Raw genomic sequence first — 23,264 nt, 5'->3', positions numbered from 1 at the left:
TTTGGCGGGTCAGGGCCAGGCTGGAGATCGCCGGGGGATGCAACGCACCGAGGTGCAGATCAGACCGAGGGGAGCCGTCGACGCATCATGCGCGGACGCTCCCTCCGGGCGAGGGAGTCGAGAAAATCGTAGTGTATCCCGGTATCGAAGGCAATCCGAGTTCAGGAGGGACGGCCGAGATCTTCCGACCGCGGATAAATCTTGTGCTTGGGCATCGACCGGAGGATTTGCTCACGGCCCCAGGTCGTGACCTGGCGAAACGTGTCGGAGCGAATGAAGTCGAGAAACGCTTGCTGATCGCTCCACTCGCTGAGAACCGCGAAGGAATGGGGATCATCGACGCGCTGATAGAGGAAACTCGACTTATGCCCTTCAATCGTCTTCATGAGCTCGATGACTTCTTGAAACTTGGCGGTAAAGAGCGTCGTCTTCTCAGGGATGACGTCGTAGTACATGCCCACGGTGACCATTAGCGCAGACTCCTAGCGATCGTTCGAAACGAAGAGGAACGTGTCAAGCCGCGGGAACGCGATCCATCCCGTCAGGATTCTTCTTCGGAAGGGAGGTCGAAACTCTGATCGATCCAGCCGCCACCCAGCACCAGTTCGTCCTGGTAGACCGTCACCACCTGCCCCGGTGTGATGGCCAGTTGCGGCGTCTCGAACACCACCCGGGCGCGATCGCCGGGAAGCAACTCGACCGTGGCGGGGACGGCCGTATGATGGGCCCGGATCTGGGCAAGGCAGGGCGCGGGGGCTTGCGGGACTTCGCCCTGCCAGTTGAACCGGGTCGCGATCAGCCCCTGCTTCTCGAGCGACTCGCGACGCCCCACCGTCACGGTCTTCGATGTCGGCTCGATCTGCACGACATATCGTGGCGATCCGACGGCCACCCCAAGGCCTCGTCTCTGGCCGATCGTAAACGCCTCGATGCCGGAATGGCGGGCGAGCTCGTTCCCCGCTTCATCCACGATGGCGCCCGCCGTATCGAGACCCGGGCGACGGGCGCGGACGAACTCGAGATAGTCGTCCTGCGGGACGAAGCAGATTTCCTGGCTGTCCGGCTTGTCGTGAACCGGCAGGCCCAAATCGCGCGCGATCGAACGAACCTCCGACTTGGGATACTCCCCGATCGGCAGCAAGACGTTCGCGAGAAGTTCCCGCCGCAGACCGAAGAGGACGTAGGACTGGTCCTTCGTCCCATCAACCCCGCGCGCCACCCGCAACGAGCCGTCAGGCGCGGACTTGATCCGTGCATAGTGCCCCGTGGCCACAAAATCGGCGCCGACCTGCTTGCCGTACGACCAGAGCTTGCCGAACTTGAGCCAGATATTGCACATCACGCACGGGTTTGGGGTCCGTCCGGCGACATACTCGTCCGCGAACTGATCCATGATCCGCTTGAAGTCGGGCTCGAAATCGAGCGAATAGAACGGAATGTCGAGCCGGTCGGCCACGTTCCGAGCGTCGACGGCATCCGTCGCGCTACAGCAGGTCTTCGATCGGCGTTCGGCGTCCTCGGCATGGGCGCCGGTGCGCATGAAGAGACCGATGACCTCATGCCCCTGCTCCTTGAGCAGGTGCGCGGCCACCGAGCTATCCACTCCTCCGCTCATCGCCAGAACAACGCGGCTAGCCATGCAAACCCAGACTCCCAGGAATCTTCACCAAAAAGGAAACCTGCTCCTCATCGTAAACCAGAGCAGGAGTCAGCGACAATGGTTCGTGCCGCGATCGAAGGAGTCAATCAGCCTTCGCGTCCTTCGCTCCGGCTGGGTCGGGACTCTTTCTCGACGATCCCGCTGATGCCGAACCGACGGCCGAGTTCGGCCTCAACGGCCGGCCACGAGACGTCGTGGCTGCCGAGCAACACCAAGGCATGGAAAATCAGGTCGGCCGCCTCGCGGACCAGGTGGTCGCGGCCTTCGTCGCCAGGTTCGCCGGCGGCTGCCACCACTTCCGCGGCCTCCTCGGCGATCTTCCCGAGGATCTTGGGGTCCCCGGCCTGAAGGAGTGAGACCACATACGACCGGTCGGTGGGCGGGCGGGACTTACGCTCGGCGATCACGGCCATCAGTGCGGAGACGACGGACGATTCGGACATAGCTCAGGCTCGGGGTCCAGCGCAAAGGTTCCAGGTCGATTCGAGCCGACAAGGGCTCGGACCTCTTCCTGAAGCGAAGCAATGATCGACGACCGCTCCAGAATACCGTCAAGGGGGACGCGGTGAACATCGCATTCGACCTCGATCCGAGTCCAAACGAACCGAACAGGACACCCCGTTCCCGCGCACGGCCCGCTTGCCCGGCGAGTGACCCCTCTGTCAAAATAGAAAAGACGATCACCCGCAAGGGCCGGACGGGACCTCACTCTCATGATACGTTTCGCTGCTTCCATCGCTGCCTCGACGATCGTTCTCGCGGTCCTCTCCGCGCCCGCCGCCGAGCCCTTGGCAACCTCCGGCGGCTACGTCGCCAAAAAACTCCCGCTCCCCAACGACGTCTTGCCGAGTTGCATGACGGTCCGCGCGGATGGATCGCTGGTGGTCGGGTCGATGGACGGCAACGTCCTGGTTGCCACCGACTCCAACGGCGACGGACTGCTCGACCGCTACGACCGCTGGGCCGGAACGCTGCCACATTGGCCCCTCGGCTTGAAAGCGGAAGGCGACGACCTGCTGATCGCCACCCGAAGCGCCTTCCTGCGCCTGTCGGACCGCGACCGCGACGGCTGGGCGGAGCGCTGGCTGACCCTCTCTGATGATTGGGACGTCACCAAAGATCACCACGACTGGACGACCGGGATCGCGCGATGGCCGGGCGGGGGTTGGATCATCTGCCCGGTCACCGATGACGTCCGGGAACGCCCGCTCAAGGGTCGTCATTACCTCCGCGGCAAAGCGATCAACGTGAAACCGGACGGCAAGGTCACGATCGTGGCGGACGGCCTTCGCTACCCGACGGGCTGGACCACCCGAGGTCGCGATGGCAAGGTCTTCTTTACCGACAACCAAGGTCAGCAGAAGACCACCTGTGAGATCGATCAACTCGTGCCCGGCGGGTGGTACGGTTACGCCAGTCAGGCCGACTCGCCCACCGGCTCAGGACGGCCCGTCGTCCCCCCCGCCGTCCGGATTCCGTACCCCTGGGCACGCTCGGTCAACGGACTCGAATTCGCCGATACCGGCGGCAAGTTCGGCCCGCTCGAAGGACAACTCATCCTCTGCGAATACAATAATCGGTTCATCCTTCGCGCCAGCCTCGAGGAAGTCGACGGCCAGACCCAGGGGGCCTGTTATCCCTTCCTCGAGAACCTGCTCGGGCCGATCTGCGTAGCCTTCTCACCTCAAGGCGAGCTCTACGTCGGCAGCTTGCGGGAACCCGCCTGGGGAGGTGAACCCGAGCAAGGGGCCGTCTTCCGGGTCACCGATTCCGGCCAGCGATCGTTCGGAATCCAGGAGGTGAAGGCCGCCCACGACGGGTTCACACTCACCTACTTCACCGCACCGGCGAATGCCGCCGCAGCCATCGACCCGAACCGCTACCTGGTCAGACGCTATCACCACGTCTTCCAAGGAGCGTACCACTCCCCGCCCGTCGACGAAGAGTCGCTGCACGTCGCCTCGGTCACGCTCGGGCCCGATGGCCGAACGGTTCGGCTGAGTCTCAAGGAACCGCTCCTCGCCGACCGAATCTACGAAGTCCGGACCACGTTGCCCGACGCGAACCCCAGCACCTGCCACTACACGATGAACCGCATCCCTCGGGAAGAACGGATTTCTCCCCGATCCGATTTGCCGTGAGCGGACGGGTGTCCTAGGGTTCTTGTTCCTTTTTCTCTGCAAATTGAGTGGGCCTCTTGAGGAAACCAATGCCGAGTCCTGGCGATATCGAGATGGAGTTCGGAGTCACGATCCCAGGGCAGATCCTCCCCGAGGCGGAATGGGCACGGACGGCGATCAAGCGGTTGCCTCCGCCCGGCCCGCTCGACTGGTCCGCGATCTTCGGTCGCTCCGCGCCCACGATTCTGGAACTGGGCTGCGGGAACGGTCGCTATACGCTCTTGAGTGCGTTGGCTCGTCCCGAAGCCAACCATATCGCCACCGACATCCTTCCCGTCGTGATTCGTTACGCCACCCGCCGCGCCAATCAGCGCGGACTGCACAACGTTCGGTTCGCAGTCAGAGACGCACAAACGTTTATGGCCTCGTACGTGAGCGAGGCCAGTCTCGCCGAGGTCCATCTCTATCACCCCCAGCCCTACCACAACCCGCGTCAGGCGCACCTGCGGCTGGTGACCCCCCGGTTCCTGGCCGACGTTCACCGTGGCCTTCAACCCGGTGGCTTGTTCGTGATCCAGACCGACAACCCCGACTATTGGGCCTACTTCGAGAAGGTCATCCCCGTCTTCTTCGACTTCGAAGAACAGGTGGGCCCGTGGCCCGACGCTCCCGCGGGCCGCTCGCGGCGCGAGATCCTGGCGCGCGGCCGGGGCCTCCGGATTTTCCGAGGCACGGGCCGCCGCCGCGACGACATCACGCGCGACACCGCGCTCGCCCTCGCCGAGACCTTACCCGCCCCCCGGTTCAAGAGCCGCGGCCCCTGGTGCGACCTCGACGCCTGGGAAGAGGGACGACCGTCGTAGACGAGAAAACCGCCTCTCGCACGCATATTTGCAGCCCCGGAGGGGCGACCGTTCCTAGCCAGGGGTGAAACCCCTGGAATCAAGAACAACGCAAATCAATACATTTTGCAGCCCGGAAGGGGCGACCGTCAAAATAAGCCCTCGGCTATTGACGGTCGCCCCTTCCGGGCTGCAAAACATAAATACATCGGTTTTCCCAGGGGCATACGCCCCCTGGCTATGGACGGTCGCCCCTTCGGGGCTACACGAGTTTCTCGGGCTCGCCAGCTTGATCGTCGTCGGCCACGTTCTCGAGCCAGGCGGTCAGTTCCTCGGGGGCGATCTCTTCGCTGGGATGCTCGCGATGGAATGCAGCCCGCGAGAGGGGAGAGAGCGACCGGCGCAGGCCGGTCATCCAGCGGTAGAAGGAGACGATGAACATCAGGCCGACCGCCACGGCCATCCAGATTGCGGGGGACGGAGCTCCCCCCCCTGCTCCGCCGACGGCGACAGGCTCGGACCAGCCGATTCGGCCGACCAGGACCGGCGAGACGTAAAAGCCGAGATCCTTGCCCGACTGATACTTCATCAGTTTGAAAAAGTAACCGTTGAAGACGATCCGTTCCGAGAGGTTGTCACCGACCGGGAATCCCTTGGGGGGATCCTCGAACACGCAGACGTAGAAGTTGCGCTGGCTGTCGGACGTGACCATCCAGGCTTCGTAAAGCCGCCCGGTGCGGCTGAGCTTGCTCTCGTAGGTCATCACCCGAAGCACGGTGCCGACGATCTGGATCGGGACACCGCGATAGTGCTCGGGATGCTCCCAGATCTGGATCGAGAGGACGTCCCGCCGACTGATCTTGGAGAGCGCGGCGGGACTGAGCGTTTCCACCTGGGTCAGGAGCTTCTTGTACGCCGCCATGTCGCGCAGCTGGATCTCGGTCTTGTCCCGCACCGTGTCGAACTCGGGCGACTTATCCGGGACAATCGGCGTCAGCGGCACCCGGGCCACCGGGTTGGCCTCGAGGGGAACCCTCTTGAAATAAATATATTTCCACAACAGAACCATGCCCCCGATCAGAATGACCAGGAGCAGGAGCAGCCGTGGCAGTTCCGACCCTCGGAAGAGCGAGTTGGGTTTGCTCACGGCTTAGTCCTGAGCGTCGAGAGTAAAATTATACGAAGGCGGGCGGGCGGAACACGATCGGCCACGGGGCCGCCTAATCTTCGCCAGTGAGTTCGGCGAAGCTGAGCTTCGGCTCCTTCTTCGCCTCGTTGAAGGCCCGTGAGAACACGTCGATGACCTGCATCAGCGCCGAGTATTTCAGGTTGGGGTCAACCTTGATCATGGTCTGATCGAACGGGAGCGTGGGATCGCGAAAGATCTCGTCGAGCTGCTGTTTGAGCTCGTCCATCCCCCCCTGGATGTCGTTCTCGCCCAGGATGATCTGGCCGAGATTTCCCCCTTCACCAGCGCGAAGCGTCGTCGGGAGAGTGCGCAGGGCGGCCGGCACGTCGGGGTTGGCCTGCGTCGTCTCAGGACTCTGGGCGTTGATATCGGTGGCCGGGGCGGCGGGCATGATGTTCATGACGAACTGGCCCTCCGCCGGCATCGGCTGATAGGTCAGGATGAAAAACGTCAGAAGCTGGAACGCCATGTCGAGCATCGGCGTGACCGGAATTTCCAGACTCTGTTCCGACCTCTTGCGACGGCCTTGATTTCGACTCAAGGGAATCCCCTCGGAAACGAACCTCGTGCCTGGGAAGGCGAAACGGCATCAACCGGCGTTCATCGCCTTGAGGGCGAACTTCCGAAACCCATTGGCCTGGCAGGCCGTGATCAGACGATAGAGCGACGAGAAATCCGTATCACGGTCGGCCCGGAGAATGATCGTGGTTGGCAGATCCTTCGTGGCATTGAGCTTGATCCCAGCCGATTCCAGGTTCAATTTCACCAGCTTGGCCTGGTGTTTGATTTCCTCGACCGCCTTCTGCTGCGTGAGGACCACACCGGTCATAATCAGATGCCCTTGCCGGTCGACATTCAACACCAGTCGATCTTCGTTGATCGTCTGAGAGTTGGCATCGAGCGGCTGAGCCGAGCCTGCGATCGGCAGGCGAACGCGCTGGTCGTAGTTTTGGTCACCGAAGTTGATCACGAGCATGAAGAACGTGATCAACTGGAACACGACGTCGAGCAACGGCGTCAGGTTCGGTTCGGCGGACATCTCGGAGCTCATCGGCCACGCCCTCCGTCTTCGATGGGTGTCAGCCGGACTTGGCCTGCTTGGCCGCCTGAACCAGCGATGCGATCGTCCGGTCGGCGACTCGGGTCGCCTCCATCGTGATCACGGCGATTCGGTTGCGGAAGAGCGAGAAGAAGAAGATCGCCGGCACGGCCAGGGCGACACCTTCCAAGGTAATGAACAAGGCGGTGGAAATCCCTTCGGCCACCTTCTCCGGCTTGGGCTGAGAGCCGGCCGCGGTGGCGATTTCCTGGAAGCTCATGATCATACCCCAGATCGTACCGACCAGCCCGATCATCGGTCCGAGCTGGCCGATGATCGCCAGGTAGCTGATCCTCGCCTCCATGCCGATGACGATCTCGTCGCTCACCTGGTTCATCGCCTCCTTGGCCTCGGGGCGACCGTTGGGCAGGTTGGCCACCCCGGTCCTCACCAGGCGGGCAAGGAACGTGTCGTTATCCTTGCAGGCGTCGTAGAGCTCTTGGAACTTCTTGTCCCGAATCGCCGCTTCCAACTTCTCGACCAGGGCGGGAGGCACCGCCTCGCTCAAACGCATTTCCATGAACAGGCGGATCACCACCGCCGTGAAATAGACCGAGAGGCAGAGCAGGAAAACCCCGATCGGTCCCGAGGCTTCCAACGCCCACCGCAGTAACGACTTGGTTTTCGGCGCCGCCGACTCATTCGAACTCGCCGGAGCGGCGGCCGGAGCCGCCGCGGCCTCCTCCTTCGCCGCGGGTGCCGCCTCTTTCGCGGGTTCCTGAGCCGCCACGGGGGGGGCCGGAGCGAGCGAGAGCAGAAACAAAGAGCCCAGGACGAACAGAGCCCATGTCCAGGCCCGTCCCTTGCACATGCTGGTTGACCGGAGCAACGTCGGCATCGCCAGTCTCTCCCTCATCAGTAGTTATCCAGCCGAGATGGTCGGGGCGATCCCCATGCTTGTGGATTTTGGGGGGATCGAAAGATCGCTCTCCGGTCGCAACCCCCTCGAAGGTTCGCACCCGAAGGGAATGGGGCACTCACGACCTCAGTCAATGGAGGGGATGAGATCGTGTTAACACCTGCTTCGGGGAAACGCGCTTCCAGATGCATCCACTATCCGATGCAGTCGTGCCCCTGTCAACTCACTCGGCCCGCAATTCCCTGGAGCGTGCAAAACCCATCTACCCCACCAAAACACCACGGAATCACCCCATCGAACCGCCATCCCGACCCGGGCATTGGTATAGCGATCGGGAGTCGAATCATTTCACTCTAGCTCGAAATGGGGTTCCGTGAAAACAGCCTGCGCCGGAACCCGCGCTCGAAATGAATCAAGAAACGCCGGTCGCTCGCGCCTTCCCCGGGCTTACGGGTTGCCCTGCTCGGGAGAAGTGGAAAAAATAGAAAGGAGAGTCACGAGACAGATCGGGACGGACGGGCTGGTCGTACCGGTCGCATCCGGCGTCTGGAACGCGGGCGGGGTGATCGCCGATGCACAACCTCGGTTCTTTGCTGTGTCTTCTCCTGGCCCTGGCGGATCCTCCGCCGAGCAGCGGTCCCACGGCCGGTTCACCGCTCGAGGTCGTCGCCGCGCTCGAGTCGGCTTTGGCCGACGCGATCGCCAAGGCGGAACCCTCGGTGGTCGCGATCGCGCGCGAGAAAGGCGAGGATGACGTGACGACGGCCGTACGGGGCCGCGGCCAAGAGGCTGAGGGTGCGGCGGGCCTGCTCGGCGGCCCGGACCGGGCCTTGGTCATGCGGGGCCGGATCGATGTCATGCCTAATGAGGGGTTCGGCCCGGATCAAATCTCGTTCGACTTCGGCTCCGGCGTGGTCGTCGGCACTCGGGGTGAGATCCTGACCGCCTTTCACGTCGTCCGAGGCGCCAAGCGACTTCACGTCCGCGCCATGGGCAAGCAGAGCTTCGACGCCGAGATCATCGCGGCCGACCCCCGCAGCGACCTCGCGGTCATCGTGCCCAAGGCAGGGACGGGGATCACGCCCCCTCGGCTCACGCCGATGCCGATCGGCAACGCCACCAAGCTCCGCAAGGGCTCATTCCTCCTCGCCCTGGGTAACCCGTTCAACGCGGCCGGACAGGATGGACGCCCCTCCGCGACCTGGGGGATCCTGTCGAACGTCGCTCGACGGCTCGAGGTCACCCAGGAGGAACCGCGGTCCTTGAAGAATTACCCGACCTTACTTCAGCTCGACGCCAAGCTCAACCTGGGCATGAGCGGCGGAGCGGTCATCAACCTCCACGGGGAACTCGTCGGACTCACCTCCAACAGCGCCAATGCCGCCGGCTTCGACTCCCAGGCGGGCTACGCAATCCCGATGGATGCGATGGGCCGGCGCGCCTTGGAGACGCTCAAGCAGGGGAAAGAGGTCGAATACGGATTTCTCGGGGTCTCACTCGATACGGAAACCCTCTCGAACCGCGTGAAATCCGCGCAAGCGGGCACCCCTGCCGCCGAGGGCGAGGTGCACGCCAATGACGCCATCCTCTCGGTCGGCGATATCCCGATCAACGACGTCGACAGCCTCTACCTGGCGATCAATTACTTCACACCGGGGTCGAACGTCATTCTCAAGCTGTTGCGCCAGGATGAGACGCTCGAGCGAACCGTCCAGCTCGCCAAGGCCCCCGTCGACGGCGAAGTCATCGCCACCAATCGCCCGTCACCGTGGCGCGGGCTTCATATCGACTATACGAGCACCATGCCTCAGACCAATTTCGGTCCTGGGGTGCTCGACGCCATGGCGCGCGGCGGGGTGAGGATCACTGAAGTCGAGGCCAGCTCGCCCGGCGAGAAGGCAGGGCTCAAAAAAGGGCAAATCATCAAGTCGGTCGGCGGCCGAAGCGTCCGCAATCCCCGTGAATTCGTGAAAGCCGTCGCCAACCTCGCCGGCCCCGTTAAATTGGACACCGACCATGGGCCGTTCAGCGTGAACGTGAATTGAATTTAAGGAGGATTCCACTCACGAACCGGGCGTTCTCCGAGGCCCACGTTTCATCGCTCTCCTCCTATCTGCTATGATTTCTCCTCGTTACGGACTGAAGTGTCTTCGTCGCCGTCGTCGACGGCCGCCGAGCGTTCTTCTGACGATCCCTTAGCCACCAGCCCCTGGCCACAGACGACATGACCACAGACGAACTCCGCGACGCCTATCTCGATTTCTTCGTTTCCAAGGGATGCGTTCGCCGGCCCAGCGACGTGCTCGTTCCCAACGACTCGACCGTCCTGTTCACGCCGGCCGGAATGAATCAGTTCAAGCGGGAGTTCATGGGCCTGGGCGACCCTGCCTTCACCCGCGCCACCACCTGCCAGAAGTGCCTGCGCACCGGAGATATCGATAACGTCGGTAAAACGGCGTTCCACGAAACCTTCTTCGAGATGATGGGCAACTTCAGCTTCGGCGACTACTTCAAGCGCGAGGCGATCCACTGGGCCTGGGAATTCTTGATCCAAGTCCTCAAGCTGGACCCCGAGCGACTGACGATCACGGTCTACCTCGATGACGACGAGGCGTACGACATCTGGCGCAAGGAGGTCAAGGTTCCGGCCAACCGGATCTCCCGCCTGGGCGAAGATGACAACTTCTGGCCCGCCGGCGCTCCGACCCACGGACCGAACGGCGTCTGCGGCCCCTGCTCGGAAATCTTCTACCACGGCAACGGACCGAAAGAAGTCGAGATCTGGAACCTGGTCTTCACCCAGTTCAACCGGCTGGGTCCCGGCGAGCTCGAACCGCTCCCCAAGAAGAACATCGACACCGGCATGGGCCTGGAGCGCGCGGCGGCCTGCCTCCAAGGCGTACCCACCGTGTTCGCCACCGATATCTTCAAGCCGATCGTCGCCGCCGTCGCCCAGCAGCTCGGGGTCGACTACGTCGCCGACGGTCCCAACGGGACACGGATCAGGCGGATGGCCGACCACGCCCGCGCCTTGACCTTCTGCATCCACGAGAACGTGAAGCCGTCGAACGAGAAGCAGGGGTCGGTGCTCCGCCGCCTGCTGCGCCGGGCCGTGATCGACGCCTACCAGATGGGCCAGCGCGAACCGTTCCTGCACGCGTTGCCGACCGTGGTGGCCGAAGTGATGGGACGCCCCTACCCTGAGCTCAAGGAAAGCGTGCCCCGGATCCGGAACGTGATCCGCGAGGAAGAGGAGCAGTTCCTCCGCACCCTCGACAACGGCCTCAAGCGGCTCGACGACCTGTTCCGGAAGACCAAGGCCGCGGGTTCGGACACGATCTCGGGCAAGGAGGTGTTCGACCTCCACCAGACCTACGGCATCTGGGTCGATATCACCGAGAGCCTCGCCACCGAGCACAACCTGCGAATCGACCGCGGTGGCTTCGACAAGTCGATGGAAGCGCACGGGGAAATCTCACGCCCGATGAAGGGGGCCGCGGCCGTCTTCGCCACGGGCCCGCTCGATACGCTCAAATCGTCGTATCACCATGGCAGTGAGTTCCTCGGCTACACGACCACCGAGGCCGAAGGCAAGGTCATCGGGATCCTCGAGCAAGGCAAGCTGGCCGACTCGGCCTCGGCCGCGACCGATGGAGACCCGCTGGTCGTCCTGATCCTCGACAGCACACCGTTCTACGGCGAGAGCGGCGGTCAGGTCGGCGACATCGGCGAGATCAAGGGGGAGCATTTCCTCTTCCGGGTCACCGACACGAAGAAGGACAATGACTTCACCCTCCACATCGGCCAGGTGGTCGAAGGGACGGTCACGCTCGAGGAAGCGGTCCAGGCCCGGGTCGATCCCGAGCGCCGCGAGGCGATCCGCCGCGCCCACTCGGCGACCCACGTCCTGCACCATGCCCTGCACATTCACCTGGGCAAGCACGCCCAGCAGGCCGGGAGCAAGGTCGAACCGGACCGCCTGCGGTTCGACTTCGCCAATCCCGAAGCCGTCGGCCGCGAACGACTCCGGGCCATTGAAGAAACGGTCAACCATCGGATCCTCCAGGCCGAGCCGGTCTCCTGGAGCACGATGCCGATCAGCGAGGCCAAGTCCTTGGGCGCCATGGCCCTCTTCGGCGAGAAGTACCCCGAGGTGGTTCGCGTCGTTCAGATGGGGGATTTCTCCCGGGAGCTCTGCGGCGGCACCCACCTCGACAACGTGGGCCAGGCCGGCCTCTTCAAGCTCATCGGCGAAGAGTCGGTCGCGGCCGGCACGCGGCGGATCACCGCACTCACGGGTAAGGCCGCCCTGGAGTTCGTGCGTCAGGAGGAGGACCTGCTCGCCGACGTCGCGTCGACCTTGAAGGTTCCGACCAACCTCGTGGGCGAGCGCGTCTCGGCGCTCCTCGAAGAGATCAAGACCCTCAAGAAGCAGGCCTCGCAGCGCCGGACCGAAACGACCCCGCGCACCTCGGCCGACGACCTGCTGGCCGCCGCCACGGTGCTCGGCGACGTGAAAGTCGTCGCCCAGCTCGTCGAGGGCGCCTCGCCTGACGAGCTCCGCCAACTGATCGACGTGCTCCGTCGCAAGGCGGAGACCGGCTTGGCCGTGCTCCTGCTCACGGTCGCCGACGGCAAGGTCAGCCTGGCCGCCGGCTTGACCGCCGACCTGATCGCCCGCGGCCTGCACGCCGGCCTCTGGTTGAAAGACGTCGCCCCGGTCGTCGGTGGCGGTGGCGGCGGCCGCCCCGACCTCGCCCAGGCCGGCGGCAAAAACCCCGAGCAAGTCCCCGCCGCGCTCGACAAAGCCCTCGAGTCCATCAAGGCGAAGCTCGCGGGCTGAAGAATGGCCGACGCGAACGCCCCCCCGGCGCGACGAGCCGCCGGTGGGGGCGAACACCTGCCACCGCATCCAGCGGCTTGCCCCTCGAATCGCCCACGTCGGGATTGCACACACGCCCGCGTACTTAATCAACGACCTAATCCAGGGCCAGGAAAGGAAGCCTCTCGCGACTCGTTCCCACGGCCCCCGTGGGAATGCAGTCTGGGATGCTCTGCGTCCTCGGCTTGCGAGGGCCAGACGACGCGGAGCGTCGGGGACAGCATTCCCACGGAGGACCGCTATGCCTTACCCACAAGTGGGGGTCTGGCCCGGTGTCCAGCGAGGGTGATCGGCGCAAGTGCCTGAGAGTCCTCCAGTTGTGGCATCCAGCTCGGGCCACAGCCCCCTTCCGTAACCTCCGGATTGCTAACAACTTACGACTTGTGGGTAAGGCATAGCGGAGGACCGTGGGAACGAGGGGGGATTCTTAGCTCGATGGCGGGTCGTTGTATTTCATTGCAAATCAGAAAAGTCGTGAAGACTGCAACAAGGAGACCGGGATCTCGTTTCCACGCGGTGCGTGGGAACGAGTTTCTCCCACGAATTTAAGCCTCCGGGGCTGACAGACGGCCCGGTTTCCTTGCGACAGACTCAAGGAGTGCACACATTTTGCAGTCCCGAAGGGCTGCAATCAACCCGCGAAACATATTGTCGCGTTCGCGGCTCTCTGCTCTGTTCTGGATAAACCTGGAGCGACCGCGTCCGACGTTATAGGTTAGAGGCTTCAGCACGAAGCGCCTCGAGATCGTGGCGACAAGTGAGCTCGACCCACCAGGGATTGCTCCCAAATCAGGGGGGGAGTCGTCAGTAACAACAAACGACTTCCCAATCAAAAAGGCCTGATGGCCGTCATCCGCTTTGAGGTGGCGTTCGCGCCCACGGTTGATGACGCCCCTCGTGTTCTCGTCTGATTTCATGCGAATTTGAACCAATGAAGAGGGTTAGCCATGCCTCCGACTCACGAACTCGACGTCCGACCGGTCGCCGCATCGCTTTATTTCCTACCGATCAAAACGCGGGTTCCCCTGAAGTTCGGTCCCGAGATCACGACCGAAGTCACCTGCGCTCGCGTTCGCCTGACGGTCCGCGACGCGCAGGGCCGCGAGGCCGTTGGCTGGGGAGAGACGCCGCTCAGCGTCCAGTGGGTTTGGCCCAGTACGCTTTCCTACGAGGTCAGGCATGCGGCCTTGAAGCGGTTCACCGTATTGCTGGTCGATGCCTGGATCTGCTTCGAGAAGGCGGGCCACCCGGTCGAAGTCGGCCATGCGTTCCAGGAGCAGGTGTTGCCGGGCCTGCTCGAGGCGATCAACGCGGAACGGGGAGTGGACGCCGAGCCGATGCCCTGGCTGGCGGCCCTGGTCTGCTGCTCGGCGTTCGACCTGGCGCTTCATGACGCCTACGGCGTCCTGCATGGCGTGCCGACTTACCAGACCTACAATCCGTCGTTCATGAATCACGACCTCGCGCACTACCTGACTCCCGCCCAGGGGACTGACGTTTCCTTCGTGGGGAAATATCCCGAGGACTTCTTCGCGTCCCCCCCGGCGAAGACGCTGCCGGCGTGGCACCTCGTCGGCGGAAAAGACCCGTTGGACCCGTCGGAGTTGACCGGCGAGGAGCCCGACGACGGCTATCCCGTGCTCTTGCGCGACTGGATCGAGCGCGACGGTCTGAATTGCCTCAAGGTCAAGCTGCGGGGCGACGACTACGCGTGGGACTATGACCGGCTGGTCAAGGTCGGCCAGATCGCGGTCAACGAAGCGGTGGATTGGCTCACCGCCGACTTCAATTGTACCGTTCATGATCCGAGTTACGTGAACCGGATTCTCGACCAATTGGTTCAGGAACATCCGCGACTTTACGGGATGATCCTCTATGTCGAGCAGCCATTTCCCTACGAGCTCGAAACCCATCGGATCGACGTGCACAGCGTCTCGGCGCGGAAACCGTTGTTCATGGACGAGAGCGCACATGACTGGCATCTGATCCGGCTCGGCCGAGCCCTGGGCTGGACCGGGGTCGCCCTGAAGACCTGCAAGACGCAGACCGGCGCTTTGCTCAGCCTCTGCTGGGCGCGTGCCCACGGAATGACCTTGATGGTCCAAGACCTGAGCAATCCGATGCTGGCTCAAGTGCCCCACGTCCTGCTCGCGGCTCACGCCGGGACGATCATGGGCGTCGAGACGAACGGCATGCAGTACTACCCCGAGGCCTCTCTGCCCGAGTCCGAAGTTCATCCCGGCCTCTATCGACGTCGCAGTGGGCTGCTCGACCTCTCGACCTTGGGCGGTCCCGGATTCGGCTATCGGCTCGAGTCGATTCCTCGAGAATTGCCCGCCCCAGCCGCGGAGAGCCGTTGGATTGGGTAGCTTTCGGAAATCTCCAGAATCATCGGCATATCATTTCTCTTACAGAGTGGGAAAGTTCCACCAACTTCGTCTTGATTTACCGGGTGGGCTTCAGCCGTGCCACCTCGAGCAACGACAGGCTGAAGCCGTCCCCCTTGACAAATCATCAATAAAATCGCCTGCACACTTCACTGATATCAGCGATATTTTCGCAGAATCAAGTCATGTCGCTTCTCAAGTTCAACGCAATGAAAAGTCCAACCGCGAACGGCGTTGCGGCAGGCATGAGGCCTACGTAGAATGTTGCTTGGGATGGACTGCGTAGGGGAATCGCCGGACTTCATTCAGTCGTCCCGCCTCCTCTTCCAGTCCGGCTCATTTTTTCAGAGCCCAGCGCGAGCGTCAGCGGATTTCGATACCGTTGAATTCTGCCAAAACGCTCAAGGCTTTCGCTCTTCTCTTTGAGGCCCGCACGATCTCGGCTTGGCGAGCGAAGTGCTGAACTCAAAACAATTCTTTCAACGAGGACGTGTCCATGAAGGTTCGAGACATTTTGCGGCTCTGTTTCGTTCTGACGGCCGTGGTCAGCTTGACCTCAGGCATTGGTTGCAGTGGCACGCCGCCCGAGGGAAATCTCCCGCCCGAAAAGCCCGCCACGGCGGAGGATTTGAAGAAGGCTGACGACCAGCTCAAAGAAGCCATGAAGAACATGGGGAAGCCCAAATAACTCACGGCCTCGTCGCGACAGGTCTGAGGAGAGGTTTTCCGCCAACACTTCTCCTCAAAACAATCATGGCCGGCGACTCGCGTCAATCGCGAGCCGTCGGCCATGGGTTTGCGCTTCGGAATCGCGGGAGGTTGCCCCCGATTCGCAATGCTCAATCAGAAACTGTCGGAACTGATCACTTCGCCACCGCCCCGGGTCCCAAGCGCATACCAGGTCACGGGCGCGATCGAATCCTTGATGAACCGGACCGAACCGTCGGCCAGGCAGACCTGAACGCCGCCGGAATGGTAGCTCCGCGGAGTCATGAAACCGTAGCCACCCGCATATCCCGCCCAAGGCGAACAGTCGGGAGTCTTGCTGTTGGGAGTGAGCACGAAGTTGAACGTCGACTGATTGTAGTTGCCGGACGCCCAGAAATACCCCCCGTAGTTCCAGCTGCTGGTGGGCGCGGAATTGGCACTGCTCGTGCAGGTCGGAATGGCCGTACCCGTGAGATAGGCCTGGTCACCTGGCAGTTGGAGAACATAGTTCGGGAATCCAGTGATCGATACTGGAGTATAGATATCGCTCGGGCTCTTCATGTTCTTGTCGCCGTCCCCTCGGCTCCGTTCGGCGAAGGCGATGGTGTTCGAGGTGCCGTCGGTGATTCCGGAAAGCCTTCCCTGAAAGCCAGTACCCGCGGCATTTCCGTTGTCATCGTCAGGCCGACCGAACACACCGGCTCCCGAGGCCCGCGAATGCCAATCGTAGTTCGTCCCGTTCGAGGCCATGTAGTTGTTGCGGCCTAAACCCTTGCCATCGCTCGGGCAAATCAGCGAAGCAATCGTTGATTTGATCGCCGTGAACTGGATCGGGTCGAGTGGCGGGGCCGTATTGGAATCGCCACCGAAGGCAAGCCCAAAGCTGAAATTGAGCGAATTGGAGACCGCCATTTGCTCCATATAGGGAAGCATCAACGCCAAGGCACCAAAGCCATTGACAGGTGATCCCGCCCCCGTCGCCGTGGGGTACACACGACCGCAAGCCTGATTCCAAGGCAAGCCACTCTGAGTGGATTCGTAGTTGTGCATCGCCAACCCAATTTGCTTGAGGTTGTTGGTGCACTGGGAACGACGGGCTGCCTCGCGGGCCGCCTGGACCGCGGGGAGGAGCAAGGCAATCAGCACTGCGATGATGGCAATCACCACCAGCAGCTCAATCAATGTGAAACCGGATCGACGGGTTCGCATGAGCGCCTCTTCTCCGAAACGTGCATAAGGAATGAAAACAAGAAAGGGGGGACTGACTTTAAACTTACGCAACGCGAACCCGTCGTGCAAGTCGCGAAGTGAATAATCACTCCAAAAATCACCAAATTCGCCCAAGGCCGGTCATCCTGCCTCGACATCGAGGGGAAACCCTCAAAACACCGAAATGATTAGGATTTCAAAATCACATTGAAGCAGCATTCACTGCGTCTTTGCACGCATGGCTTCACACTCGCGGAGGATCGCTCACCACGGCTCTGGAGCTCAGATCGACTAAAAAAACCTAGAAAAAGCCAAATTCTTCTCGACCACAGTGCGCCGCGCGGAGCTAACGCCCAACCTTGGCTTGGCTCACCCGCCTGATGGCCCCAAGCCGCCGACCTTTGGGTTGCCCACATTCCAGATGGCGAAGGCCGTCCTCGACACCCGGTTGTCTGGCGTTCGCAGAGGTCCGAATCACGGTCACGAACCGCTCGCCTCACGCGTTCACGGGGTTCACCCCGTAAGAAAATCGCTCATTCCTGAAAGGTTCTGATCGTTATTGAAAGATTTTCCGCCAACCACACGGCTCATGCGAAGCGGATCGAACTCCGCGTGGTCGTGATCCGTCGAGCCAGGACGGGAGGAGCACCCGCGTGAAGTCCTCGCCGAACTTGGCGGGCAGGAGGAATGCACTCTACAAATTATTGCAAACTCTACTGATAAATCGATAAGCAAATGCTTGCCACGGTCTACTGTGGGGTTGGACACACGGTCGCTTCGCCTGGCGTAGTCAACCCGCCCACGGGAATTTCGTGTCTGCAAACAATTTTTTATTGATATCAACAAAACTCCTAGCCGCTTTCACGATAATAAGTCTTGACTTTATTAAATCCACACAGCCTGAAAAGCTCATCCTTGAACGGTTTTGTATTGGCATAATGTTATGCGCAGAATATTACTTGAAATGGTCTGAGTCGGGGAACAGTCGGGTTAGATTGATTCGGTCCCACTTTCTCCCCTTCCTTTAGTCCGGCTCATTTTTTGAGAGTCCAGCGAGCGCGTCAACGGAGTTCGAGACCATCAAGTTCCGCCCAATCGCTCGAGGCTTCCGCGGCCTGCCTCGACCAATCGGAGGAGCCGTTTCCGTCAAGGGCTCTTCTCAAAACAACAAGGGCCGGCGTCTCGCGGAGAATGCGAGACGCCGGCCCTTGTGAGTCGTTTCCGAATCCAAATTGCGGGAGGTTCCCCTCCCCGGTTAATCGAGAGCGATTGACCCTCGACTTACTCACTTCGAGACGGTTGGTAGTTGGACTCGGAGCCCGGTGTGAGGACGAGAAGGCTGGCGGCGAGTACGGCCCCAGCCATCGCAGATTGCTTCGTCGGCGATCCACCCGTACGACAATCGCGCTCGTTGTTCAGAAACTATCGGAGCTAACGATTTCGCCCCCACCCCGGGTCCCGAGGGAGTACCAAGTCGTCGGTGAGATCGAGTCCTTCACGAATCGGACCGAACCGTCAGCCATGGCGACCTGCACACCACCGGAATGGTAGCTTCGCGGGGTGATGAAACCGTAAGCCACCCCAGACCCCGCATAAGGTGAGCAGTCAGGTGTCTTGCTGTTGGGTGTGAGCACAAAGTTGAATGTCGACTGATTGTAGTTACCCGACGCCCAAAGATAACCGCCATAGTTCCAACTGCTGGAGGGTGAGGACTGCGCGGCGGCCACACAGGCCGGAATCGCCGTACCGGTGAGATACGCCTGATCCTCGGGAGTTTGGAGAACGTAGTTCTTGAAACCGGTGATCGACACGGGGGTATAAATGTCGCTCGGGCTCTTCATAAGATTATCCCCGTCTCCACGACTCCGTTCGGCGAAGGCGATGGTGTTCGAGGTGCCGTCGGTGATCCCGGCAAGTGTCCCCTTGAAGCCGAAACCGGACGGTCCACCATAGTCGTCGTCAGGACGTCCGAAGACCCCCGCGCCCGACGCCCGCGAGTGCCAGTCGTAGTTTGTGCCGTTCGAGGCCATGTAGTTGTTGCGGCCCATCCCCTTACCGTCGCTCGGACAGACGAACGAGGAGATTGTTGTGGTGATCGCCGTGAACTGGCACGGGTCGAGGGGAGGAGGACTGGTGGGACCACCACCAAAGGCAAGCCCAAAGCTGAAGTTGATCGCATTGGCGGCCGCCTGTTGCTCCATAAACGGGAGCATCAAGGCAAGGGCACCAAAACCATTGGCGGGCGTCGCGGAATTGGGATAGCTCGGTCCTGGGATCGCGATCTTGGGGAACGGCGCACCGCACGCCTGATTCCACGGCAGCCCGCCCTGGGCCGACTCGTAGTTGTGCATCGCCAGCCCAATCTGCTTGAGATTGTTCGTGCACTGAGAACGACGAGCTGCCTCGCGGGCCGCCTGGACCGCGGGGAGGAGCAAGGCAATCAGCACCGCAATGATGGCAATCACCACCAGCAGCTCAATCAATGTGAAACCGGATCGACGGATTCGCATAAACGCCTATTCTCCAAATCGTGTGTAAGAATGAAAACGAGAAGGGGGGAACTGACTATAAACTTACGCAACGCGAACCGGTCGTGCAAGTCGCGAAGCGGCGATTCACTCCGTAAATCAGCAGATTCTCCCAATGCCAGTCACCCGCGTCGTCATCCACGCGAAACGATCGGATAAAATGAGTACTTCAAAACCGCATTGAAGGAGCATTTACTGCGTCTTTGCACGCACGGCTTCACTCTTGAGTAGAATTGTTCACGGCAGCCCTGGATCTTCGATCGACAAAAAAGCTTATGGGAGCCCCCAAACCCTCCCCCTAACTTGGCTACTCGCAGATATGATGCCTAACTTTCGTTCTATCCTCTCGAATCATCGCTCCCCGCGATCGCCCTTGAGATTTGCCCACGTCCGGAACTGGCGAAAACCGTCCTTGAGGCGGCGTCAACGGGCCGCAATCGGGTCTCGTACCACCCGGCTTCCTGGTTGACGGGGTTCGCCCTGACAGCCCCCAAGACCGACTGGAAGGTTTTGATCGTTATGGAAAGGTTTCACGTCAGCCACGCCGTTCGCGGAATGAGGATTCAGCGAGCCCGCTGGCCACTCTCCCAGCCCAGCGATCGAAAACAAAATGGGGGTTTTGCCCCAGGGATGGGGGGTTCGCAAATCGGCTTCGTGGCCGCCGCGCGATCACTCGGATCGAACTCCGCGCAGTCGGGATGTGTCGGGTCAGGACTGGGAGCACCCGCTCAAAGACAGCCGAGAGCTTGGCGGGCTCGATAGAATAGTCGGTATCCGCCCTGCTGGGCCGATTTTACCGATTTCAACATCAACGGGGAGCGGATCAATGTCGGTGGAGGAAAACGAGGCCACGATGCCCGGTCGGGCCATGGTCACGCTGGCGCTCTTGCTGGCGATGGCGGTCGCGGCCCTGGAGCAGACCGTGGTCTCGACCGCGATGCCGAGCATCATCGCGCAGTTGAAAGGACTCGACATCTATCCTTGGGTCTTCTCGGCCTACTTGCTTGCCGCCACCGTCTCGACCCCGATCTATGGGAAGCTGGCCGATATCTTCGGACGCAAACGCATTCTCCTGTTTGGCTTGGGATTATTTGCACTCGGTTCGATGCTCTCCGGAATGGCCCAGAGCATGCCCGGCCTGATCGCGATGCGGGTGATTCAAGGACTGGGCGCCGGTGCGCTCGGCCCCATCGTCCTGACCATGCTCGGTGACCTGTTCACGCTCCAGGAGCGGGCCAAGGTTCAAGGACTGTTCAGCGCCGTCTGGGGAGGGTCGAGCCTGATCGGCCCGGCTTTGGGGGGGATTCTGACCGACCAGCTCTCGTGGCGATGGGTTTTCTTCGTGACCGTGCCCTTCGGGCTGATCTCGGCCTGGATCCTGATGCGCTACGTCCATGAAACCGTCGAGCGCAAGAGCGTCGCCCCGATCGACTGGGGAGGAGCGACCTTGCTGGCGATCGGCTCGTTCCTGCTCCTGATGGGAGTGTTGGGGGGGAGCGAGATCTCTCGGAGCGGAACGATCGGCTTGCTGGCCATGTCAGCCGTCATGCTGGCGCTCTTCGTGCGACAAGAGCGGGTGGCGGTCGACCCGGTCCTGCCGCTCGACCTGGTGCTCTCCCCGCATATCGGCTCCGCGATCGTCGGGAGCTTCCTGATCGGCGCCTTGCTGTTCGGGATCGACACCTACATCCCCTTGTTCATGCAGGGGGTTCGCGGCGGCTCGGCGACTTCGGCCGGGAAGATGATCACGCCGCTCTTCCTCTCGTGGTCGATCAGCGTGGCGGTCGCGGCGAAAGTCGTGGTGCGGCTCGGGTTCCGGCGGACGGCAGTGGTCGGCTCGCTCCTGATTGCCACCGGGGTCCTCGGCCTGGTGGTGGGCGCGGCCCGGCCCGCCGATTCCGGCCCTTTTTTCCTGGCCGGGATGGTCATCATTGGGATGGGGATGGGGCCCGCCTCGTTGAGCTACATCTTGAGTGTGCAGAGCGAGGTCAAATGGGGCCGGCGCGGGGTAGCCACCGGCGCCGTGACGTTCTTCCGAACGATGGGGGGAGCGCTTGGGGTCGGGGTGTTGGGAGCAACGCTCGGCTTGATGCTGGCCCACCGGCTGGCGGCCTCCAACGCGGTCGGGATCGACATCGCCGCCGCGCTTCGGCCGGAGACCCACAAGCTCCTCACCGCTCCGCAACTGGCGGCCGTCCAGGACGCACTCGGGCGGTCGCTGCGCGACGTCTTTCTCCAGATGTTCGCCATGGCCGTGCTCGCCTGCCTCTGTTCGTTCGGTCTCCGGGGCGGGCGTGCCGTCGCTCAGGGGAACAAATCGTCGGATGAGTCGAACCTTGAGAACGTCGAGTTGGCGGTCGGCATCGAGCACTGATCGGCGCGAAAATCGGCCTCGGCAGGGCGCAACGATTTGGTATGCTTTGGCCCTGCCGTCCTCCGTTCCGCGCCCGCGGGCGCGGGGGACCTTATTGGTTTCTTGCCACGATCCCCCTCCGACAGGGTCGTCAAACCGTTATGGCAAACTGGCTGTTCAAGTCCGAGCCCAACTGTTTCTCATTCGCCGACCTTGAAGCCAAGCCTGACCGGACCACCGGCTGGGACGGCGTCCGAAACTTCCAGGCGCGAAACATGCTTCGCGATGCGGTCGAGGTTGGCGATCGCGTGCTGTTCTACCATTCGAACGCGAACCCACCGGCCATCGCCGGGATCGCCGAAGTCGTTCGCGCGGGGCACGCCGATCCGACGGCCTTCGAACCCGATGCGCAACACTACGATCCCAAGAGCGACCCGGAGAAACCGACCTGGTTTCAGGTCTCGATCCGCGCGGTGAAACCGATCGACCCGCCGCTCGGCTTGCCCGAGCTCCGCACAGTGAGTGCCCTCAGTGGCATGGAGCTGCTCCGAAAGGGGAGCCGGCTCTCGATCCAGCCGGTCAGCGACGCCGAGTGGGACGCCGTCGTCGCCTTGGCCGCCAAGTCCAAGACAAAGTCGTAGAAACGAAATCCCGCGGACCGCCCACTTCGGATTCGGAGTCACTTCGCATGGCCAAGATTGAGCATTTCGCGATCTACGGGAAGGACACCCAGGCGCTCAAGGACTTTTATGTCGACGCCCTGGGACTGCGCGTGGTGCTCGACGGCGGTGGCAGCCCTCCCGGTTACTTCCTGGCCGACGATGGCGGAATGGCCATCGAAATCATTGGCCGACCCCCTGGAGAATCGGGCGTCAACCAGCGCTGGGTTTGCCACCTCGCCTTCTGGGTTGACGACTTCGCCGCGGCCCGTTCCGCCCTGGAGGGGCGCGGGATCGTTTTCGAGACGGATACGCTCGCGGATAACGACTCGATCCGCACCGGTTTTTTCAACGATCCCGAGGGAAACCGCGTTCAGATCGTCTGGCGCGGCCGAAAGCTCGACGCGTGAGCCGACGCCGCGGTCGTTTGGTCATGGCCGGGCCAGGTGAAAATGTTTTCGCTCGCCCTTCCAAGGCGAGCGAAGACGAAAAGAGACGGCTCGACGGGACGAACTTCAGGCCGACTGGCTCTGCACGGGGATTTCGCCACGCCACTCGATCCGGAAATGATTCTCGGCGGCGAATTTTTCGATCTCGGCTCGCGACTGGGGAACCTCGGTCCGGGAGATCTCGCGGTAGAAGCCGCTGCCCGAGCGTTTCCAGGAGACTTCCTCACCGTACCAGAGACCATCAAGATAGTAGACGATCAAGCATTTCATAACCGCGAATCCCGATGGTTCCGGGATTGGACCATGAGTGGCCCTCATCC

At 61.9% G+C, this 23,264-nt stretch carries 19 protein-coding genes; 9 read left to right on the top strand and 10 right to left on the bottom strand.

Annotated elements, in window-relative coordinates; all coding sequences use genetic code 11:
• Window positions 1-161 precede the first annotated feature (161 nt).
• The 3 genes from BUS42_RS05155 to BUS42_RS05145 form a co-directional block, all read right to left on the bottom strand.
• Window positions 162-470 (bottom strand): antibiotic biosynthesis monooxygenase family protein, encoded by a 309-nt coding sequence (locus BUS42_RS05155; RefSeq protein WP_074305822.1) that lies wholly within the window; start codon window positions 468-470, stop codon window positions 162-164.
• A gap of 71 nt (window positions 471-541) precedes the next feature.
• The gene (gene mnmA / locus BUS42_RS05150) at window positions 542-1,639 is read right to left on the bottom strand and encodes a tRNA 2-thiouridine(34) synthase MnmA (protein ID WP_074305820.1); all 1,098 of its coding nucleotides are present in this window, start codon (window positions 1,637-1,639) and stop codon (window positions 542-544) included.
• Between the two features lie 107 nt (window positions 1,640-1,746).
• Window positions 1,747-2,103 (bottom strand): phosphoribosyl-ATP diphosphatase, encoded by a 357-nt coding sequence (locus BUS42_RS05145; protein ID WP_074305818.1) that lies wholly within the window; start codon window positions 2,101-2,103, stop codon window positions 1,747-1,749.
• 270 nt (window positions 2,104-2,373) lie between these two features.
• Here BUS42_RS05145 and BUS42_RS05140 point away from each other — a divergent pair, with 270 nt between their 5' ends.
• The gene (locus tag BUS42_RS05140) at window positions 2,374-3,801 is read left to right on the top strand and encodes a DUF7133 domain-containing protein (protein ID WP_074305816.1); all 1,428 of its coding nucleotides are present in this window, start codon (window positions 2,374-2,376) and stop codon (window positions 3,799-3,801) included.
• Window positions 3,802-3,869: 68 nt separating this feature from the next.
• A complete protein-coding gene (locus tag BUS42_RS05135) occupies window positions 3,870-4,643 on the top strand; it encodes a tRNA (guanine(46)-N(7))-methyltransferase TrmB (RefSeq protein ID WP_074305814.1) in 774 nt (257 codons plus the stop codon).
• A 241-nt stretch (window positions 4,644-4,884) separates the two neighbouring features.
• On the opposite strand, the gene BUS42_RS05130 is transcribed toward BUS42_RS05135, so the two are convergent.
• The 4 genes from BUS42_RS05130 to BUS42_RS05115 form a co-directional block, all read right to left on the bottom strand.
• Window positions 4,885-5,769, bottom strand: coding sequence for a hypothetical protein (locus tag BUS42_RS05130; RefSeq protein WP_074305813.1), 885 nt, complete (start codon window positions 5,767-5,769; stop codon window positions 4,885-4,887).
• Window positions 5,770-5,842: 73 nt separating this feature from the next.
• Window positions 5,843-6,352 carry an ExbD/TolR family protein gene (locus BUS42_RS05125; protein WP_074305811.1) on the bottom strand — a complete coding sequence of 170 codons (510 nt, stop codon included), beginning with the start codon at window positions 6,350-6,352 and terminating at the stop codon, window positions 5,843-5,845.
• A 48-nt stretch (window positions 6,353-6,400) separates the two neighbouring features.
• Entirely contained in the window at window positions 6,401-6,862 is a 462-nt protein-coding gene (locus BUS42_RS05120; RefSeq protein ID WP_074305809.1) for an ExbD/TolR family protein, read from the bottom strand.
• A 28-nt stretch (window positions 6,863-6,890) separates the two neighbouring features.
• Window positions 6,891-7,748 (bottom strand): MotA/TolQ/ExbB proton channel family protein, encoded by an 858-nt coding sequence (locus BUS42_RS05115; protein ID WP_074305807.1) that lies wholly within the window; start codon window positions 7,746-7,748, stop codon window positions 6,891-6,893.
• A 593-nt stretch (window positions 7,749-8,341) separates the two neighbouring features.
• Between BUS42_RS05115 and BUS42_RS05110 the strand changes: the two genes are divergently transcribed.
• From BUS42_RS05110 to BUS42_RS05090, 4 genes are all read left to right on the top strand, one after another.
• The gene (locus BUS42_RS05110; RefSeq protein WP_074305805.1) at window positions 8,342-9,814 is read left to right on the top strand and encodes a trypsin-like peptidase domain-containing protein; all 1,473 of its coding nucleotides are present in this window, start codon (window positions 8,342-8,344) and stop codon (window positions 9,812-9,814) included.
• Between the two features lie 179 nt (window positions 9,815-9,993).
• Window positions 9,994-12,612, top strand: coding sequence for an alanine--tRNA ligase (gene alaS / locus BUS42_RS05105; protein ID WP_074305803.1), 2,619 nt, complete (start codon window positions 9,994-9,996; stop codon window positions 12,610-12,612).
• Between the two features lie 986 nt (window positions 12,613-13,598).
• Window positions 13,599-15,020, top strand: a complete 1,422-nt coding sequence (locus BUS42_RS05095; protein ID WP_074305799.1) for an enolase C-terminal domain-like protein — start codon at window positions 13,599-13,601, stop codon at window positions 15,018-15,020.
• 514 nt (window positions 15,021-15,534) lie between these two features.
• Window positions 15,535-15,726: a hypothetical protein gene (locus BUS42_RS05090; protein ID WP_074305797.1), complete on the top strand. Its 192-nt coding sequence runs from the start codon at window positions 15,535-15,537 to the stop codon at window positions 15,724-15,726.
• A gap of 155 nt (window positions 15,727-15,881) precedes the next feature.
• Here the strand turns inward: BUS42_RS05090 and BUS42_RS05085 are convergent, their stop codons facing one another.
• Both BUS42_RS05085 and BUS42_RS05080 read right to left on the bottom strand, forming a co-directional pair.
• Window positions 15,882-16,955: a DUF1559 domain-containing protein gene (locus tag BUS42_RS05085; protein ID WP_074310718.1), complete on the bottom strand. Its 1,074-nt coding sequence runs from the start codon at window positions 16,953-16,955 to the stop codon at window positions 15,882-15,884.
• Window positions 16,956-18,370: 1,415 nt separating this feature from the next.
• Window positions 18,371-19,465, bottom strand: a complete 1,095-nt coding sequence (locus tag BUS42_RS05080; RefSeq protein ID WP_074305795.1) for a DUF1559 domain-containing protein — start codon at window positions 19,463-19,465, stop codon at window positions 18,371-18,373.
• Between the two features lie 844 nt (window positions 19,466-20,309).
• Between BUS42_RS05080 and BUS42_RS05075 the strand changes: the two genes are divergently transcribed.
• The 3 genes from BUS42_RS05075 (at window position 20,310) to BUS42_RS05065 (ending at window position 22,905) form a co-directional block, all read left to right on the top strand.
• On the top strand, window positions 20,310-21,857 hold the full coding sequence (locus BUS42_RS05075; RefSeq protein ID WP_074305793.1) for an MFS transporter: 1,548 nt from the start codon (window positions 20,310-20,312) through the stop codon (window positions 21,855-21,857).
• A gap of 140 nt (window positions 21,858-21,997) precedes the next feature.
• On the top strand, window positions 21,998-22,477 hold the full coding sequence (locus BUS42_RS05070) for an EVE domain-containing protein (RefSeq protein ID WP_074305791.1): 480 nt from the start codon (window positions 21,998-22,000) through the stop codon (window positions 22,475-22,477).
• Between the two features lie 47 nt (window positions 22,478-22,524).
• A complete protein-coding gene (locus BUS42_RS05065) occupies window positions 22,525-22,905 on the top strand; it encodes a VOC family protein (protein WP_074305790.1) in 381 nt (126 codons plus the stop codon).
• Between the two features lie 105 nt (window positions 22,906-23,010).
• Here BUS42_RS05065 and BUS42_RS05060 read toward each other — a convergent pair whose 3' ends face one another.
• Window positions 23,011-23,214, bottom strand: a complete 204-nt coding sequence (locus BUS42_RS05060) for a hypothetical protein (protein ID WP_074305788.1) — start codon at window positions 23,212-23,214, stop codon at window positions 23,011-23,013.
• Between the last annotated feature and the right edge of the window lie 50 nt (window positions 23,215-23,264).

Origin of the sequence: Singulisphaera sp. GP187, from assembly GCF_900129635.1 — a bacterium.
Classification (GTDB): domain Bacteria; phylum Planctomycetota; class Planctomycetia; order Isosphaerales; family Isosphaeraceae; genus Singulisphaera.
Note: the sequence above shows the minus strand (reverse complement) of the source record. Positions and strands in the feature narration are given on the sequence as shown.

What these genes read in the sequence shown, in the direction of transcription:
- BUS42_RS05155 (WP_074305822.1), bottom strand. Translation starts at nt 470, where the DNA reads ATGGTCACCGTGGGCATGTACTACGACGTCATCCCTGAGAAGACGACG.
- mnmA (WP_074305820.1), bottom strand. Translation starts at nt 1,639, where the DNA reads ATGGCTAGCCGCGTTGTTCTGGCGATGAGCGGAGGAGTGGATAGCTCG.
- BUS42_RS05145 (WP_074305818.1), bottom strand. Translation starts at nt 2,103, where the DNA reads ATGTCCGAATCGTCCGTCGTCTCCGCACTGATGGCCGTGATCGCCGAG.
- BUS42_RS05140 (WP_074305816.1), top strand. Translation starts at nt 2,374, where the DNA reads ATGATACGTTTCGCTGCTTCCATCGCTGCCTCGACGATCGTTCTCGCG.
- BUS42_RS05135 (WP_074305814.1), top strand. Translation starts at nt 3,870, where the DNA reads ATGCCGAGTCCTGGCGATATCGAGATGGAGTTCGGAGTCACGATCCCA.
- BUS42_RS05120 (WP_074305809.1), bottom strand. Translation starts at nt 6,862, where the DNA reads ATGAGCTCCGAGATGTCCGCCGAACCGAACCTGACGCCGTTGCTCGAC.
- BUS42_RS05115 (WP_074305807.1), bottom strand. Translation starts at nt 7,748, where the DNA reads ATGCCGACGTTGCTCCGGTCAACCAGCATGTGCAAGGGACGGGCCTGG.
- BUS42_RS05110 (WP_074305805.1), top strand. Translation starts at nt 8,342, where the DNA reads ATGCACAACCTCGGTTCTTTGCTGTGTCTTCTCCTGGCCCTGGCGGAT.
- alaS (WP_074305803.1), top strand. Translation starts at nt 9,994, where the DNA reads ATGACCACAGACGAACTCCGCGACGCCTATCTCGATTTCTTCGTTTCC.
- BUS42_RS05095 (WP_074305799.1), top strand. Translation starts at nt 13,599, where the DNA reads ATGCCTCCGACTCACGAACTCGACGTCCGACCGGTCGCCGCATCGCTT.
- BUS42_RS05090 (WP_074305797.1), top strand. Translation starts at nt 15,535, where the DNA reads ATGAAGGTTCGAGACATTTTGCGGCTCTGTTTCGTTCTGACGGCCGTG.
- BUS42_RS05085 (WP_074310718.1), bottom strand. Translation starts at nt 16,955, where the DNA reads ATGCGAACCCGTCGATCCGGTTTCACATTGATTGAGCTGCTGGTGGTG.
- BUS42_RS05080 (WP_074305795.1), bottom strand. Translation starts at nt 19,465, where the DNA reads ATGCGAATCCGTCGATCCGGTTTCACATTGATTGAGCTGCTGGTGGTG.
- BUS42_RS05075 (WP_074305793.1), top strand. Translation starts at nt 20,310, where the DNA reads ATGTCGGTGGAGGAAAACGAGGCCACGATGCCCGGTCGGGCCATGGTC.
- BUS42_RS05070 (WP_074305791.1), top strand. Translation starts at nt 21,998, where the DNA reads ATGGCAAACTGGCTGTTCAAGTCCGAGCCCAACTGTTTCTCATTCGCC.
- BUS42_RS05065 (WP_074305790.1), top strand. Translation starts at nt 22,525, where the DNA reads ATGGCCAAGATTGAGCATTTCGCGATCTACGGGAAGGACACCCAGGCG.
- BUS42_RS05060 (WP_074305788.1), bottom strand. Translation starts at nt 23,214, where the DNA reads ATGAAATGCTTGATCGTCTACTATCTTGATGGTCTCTGGTACGGTGAG.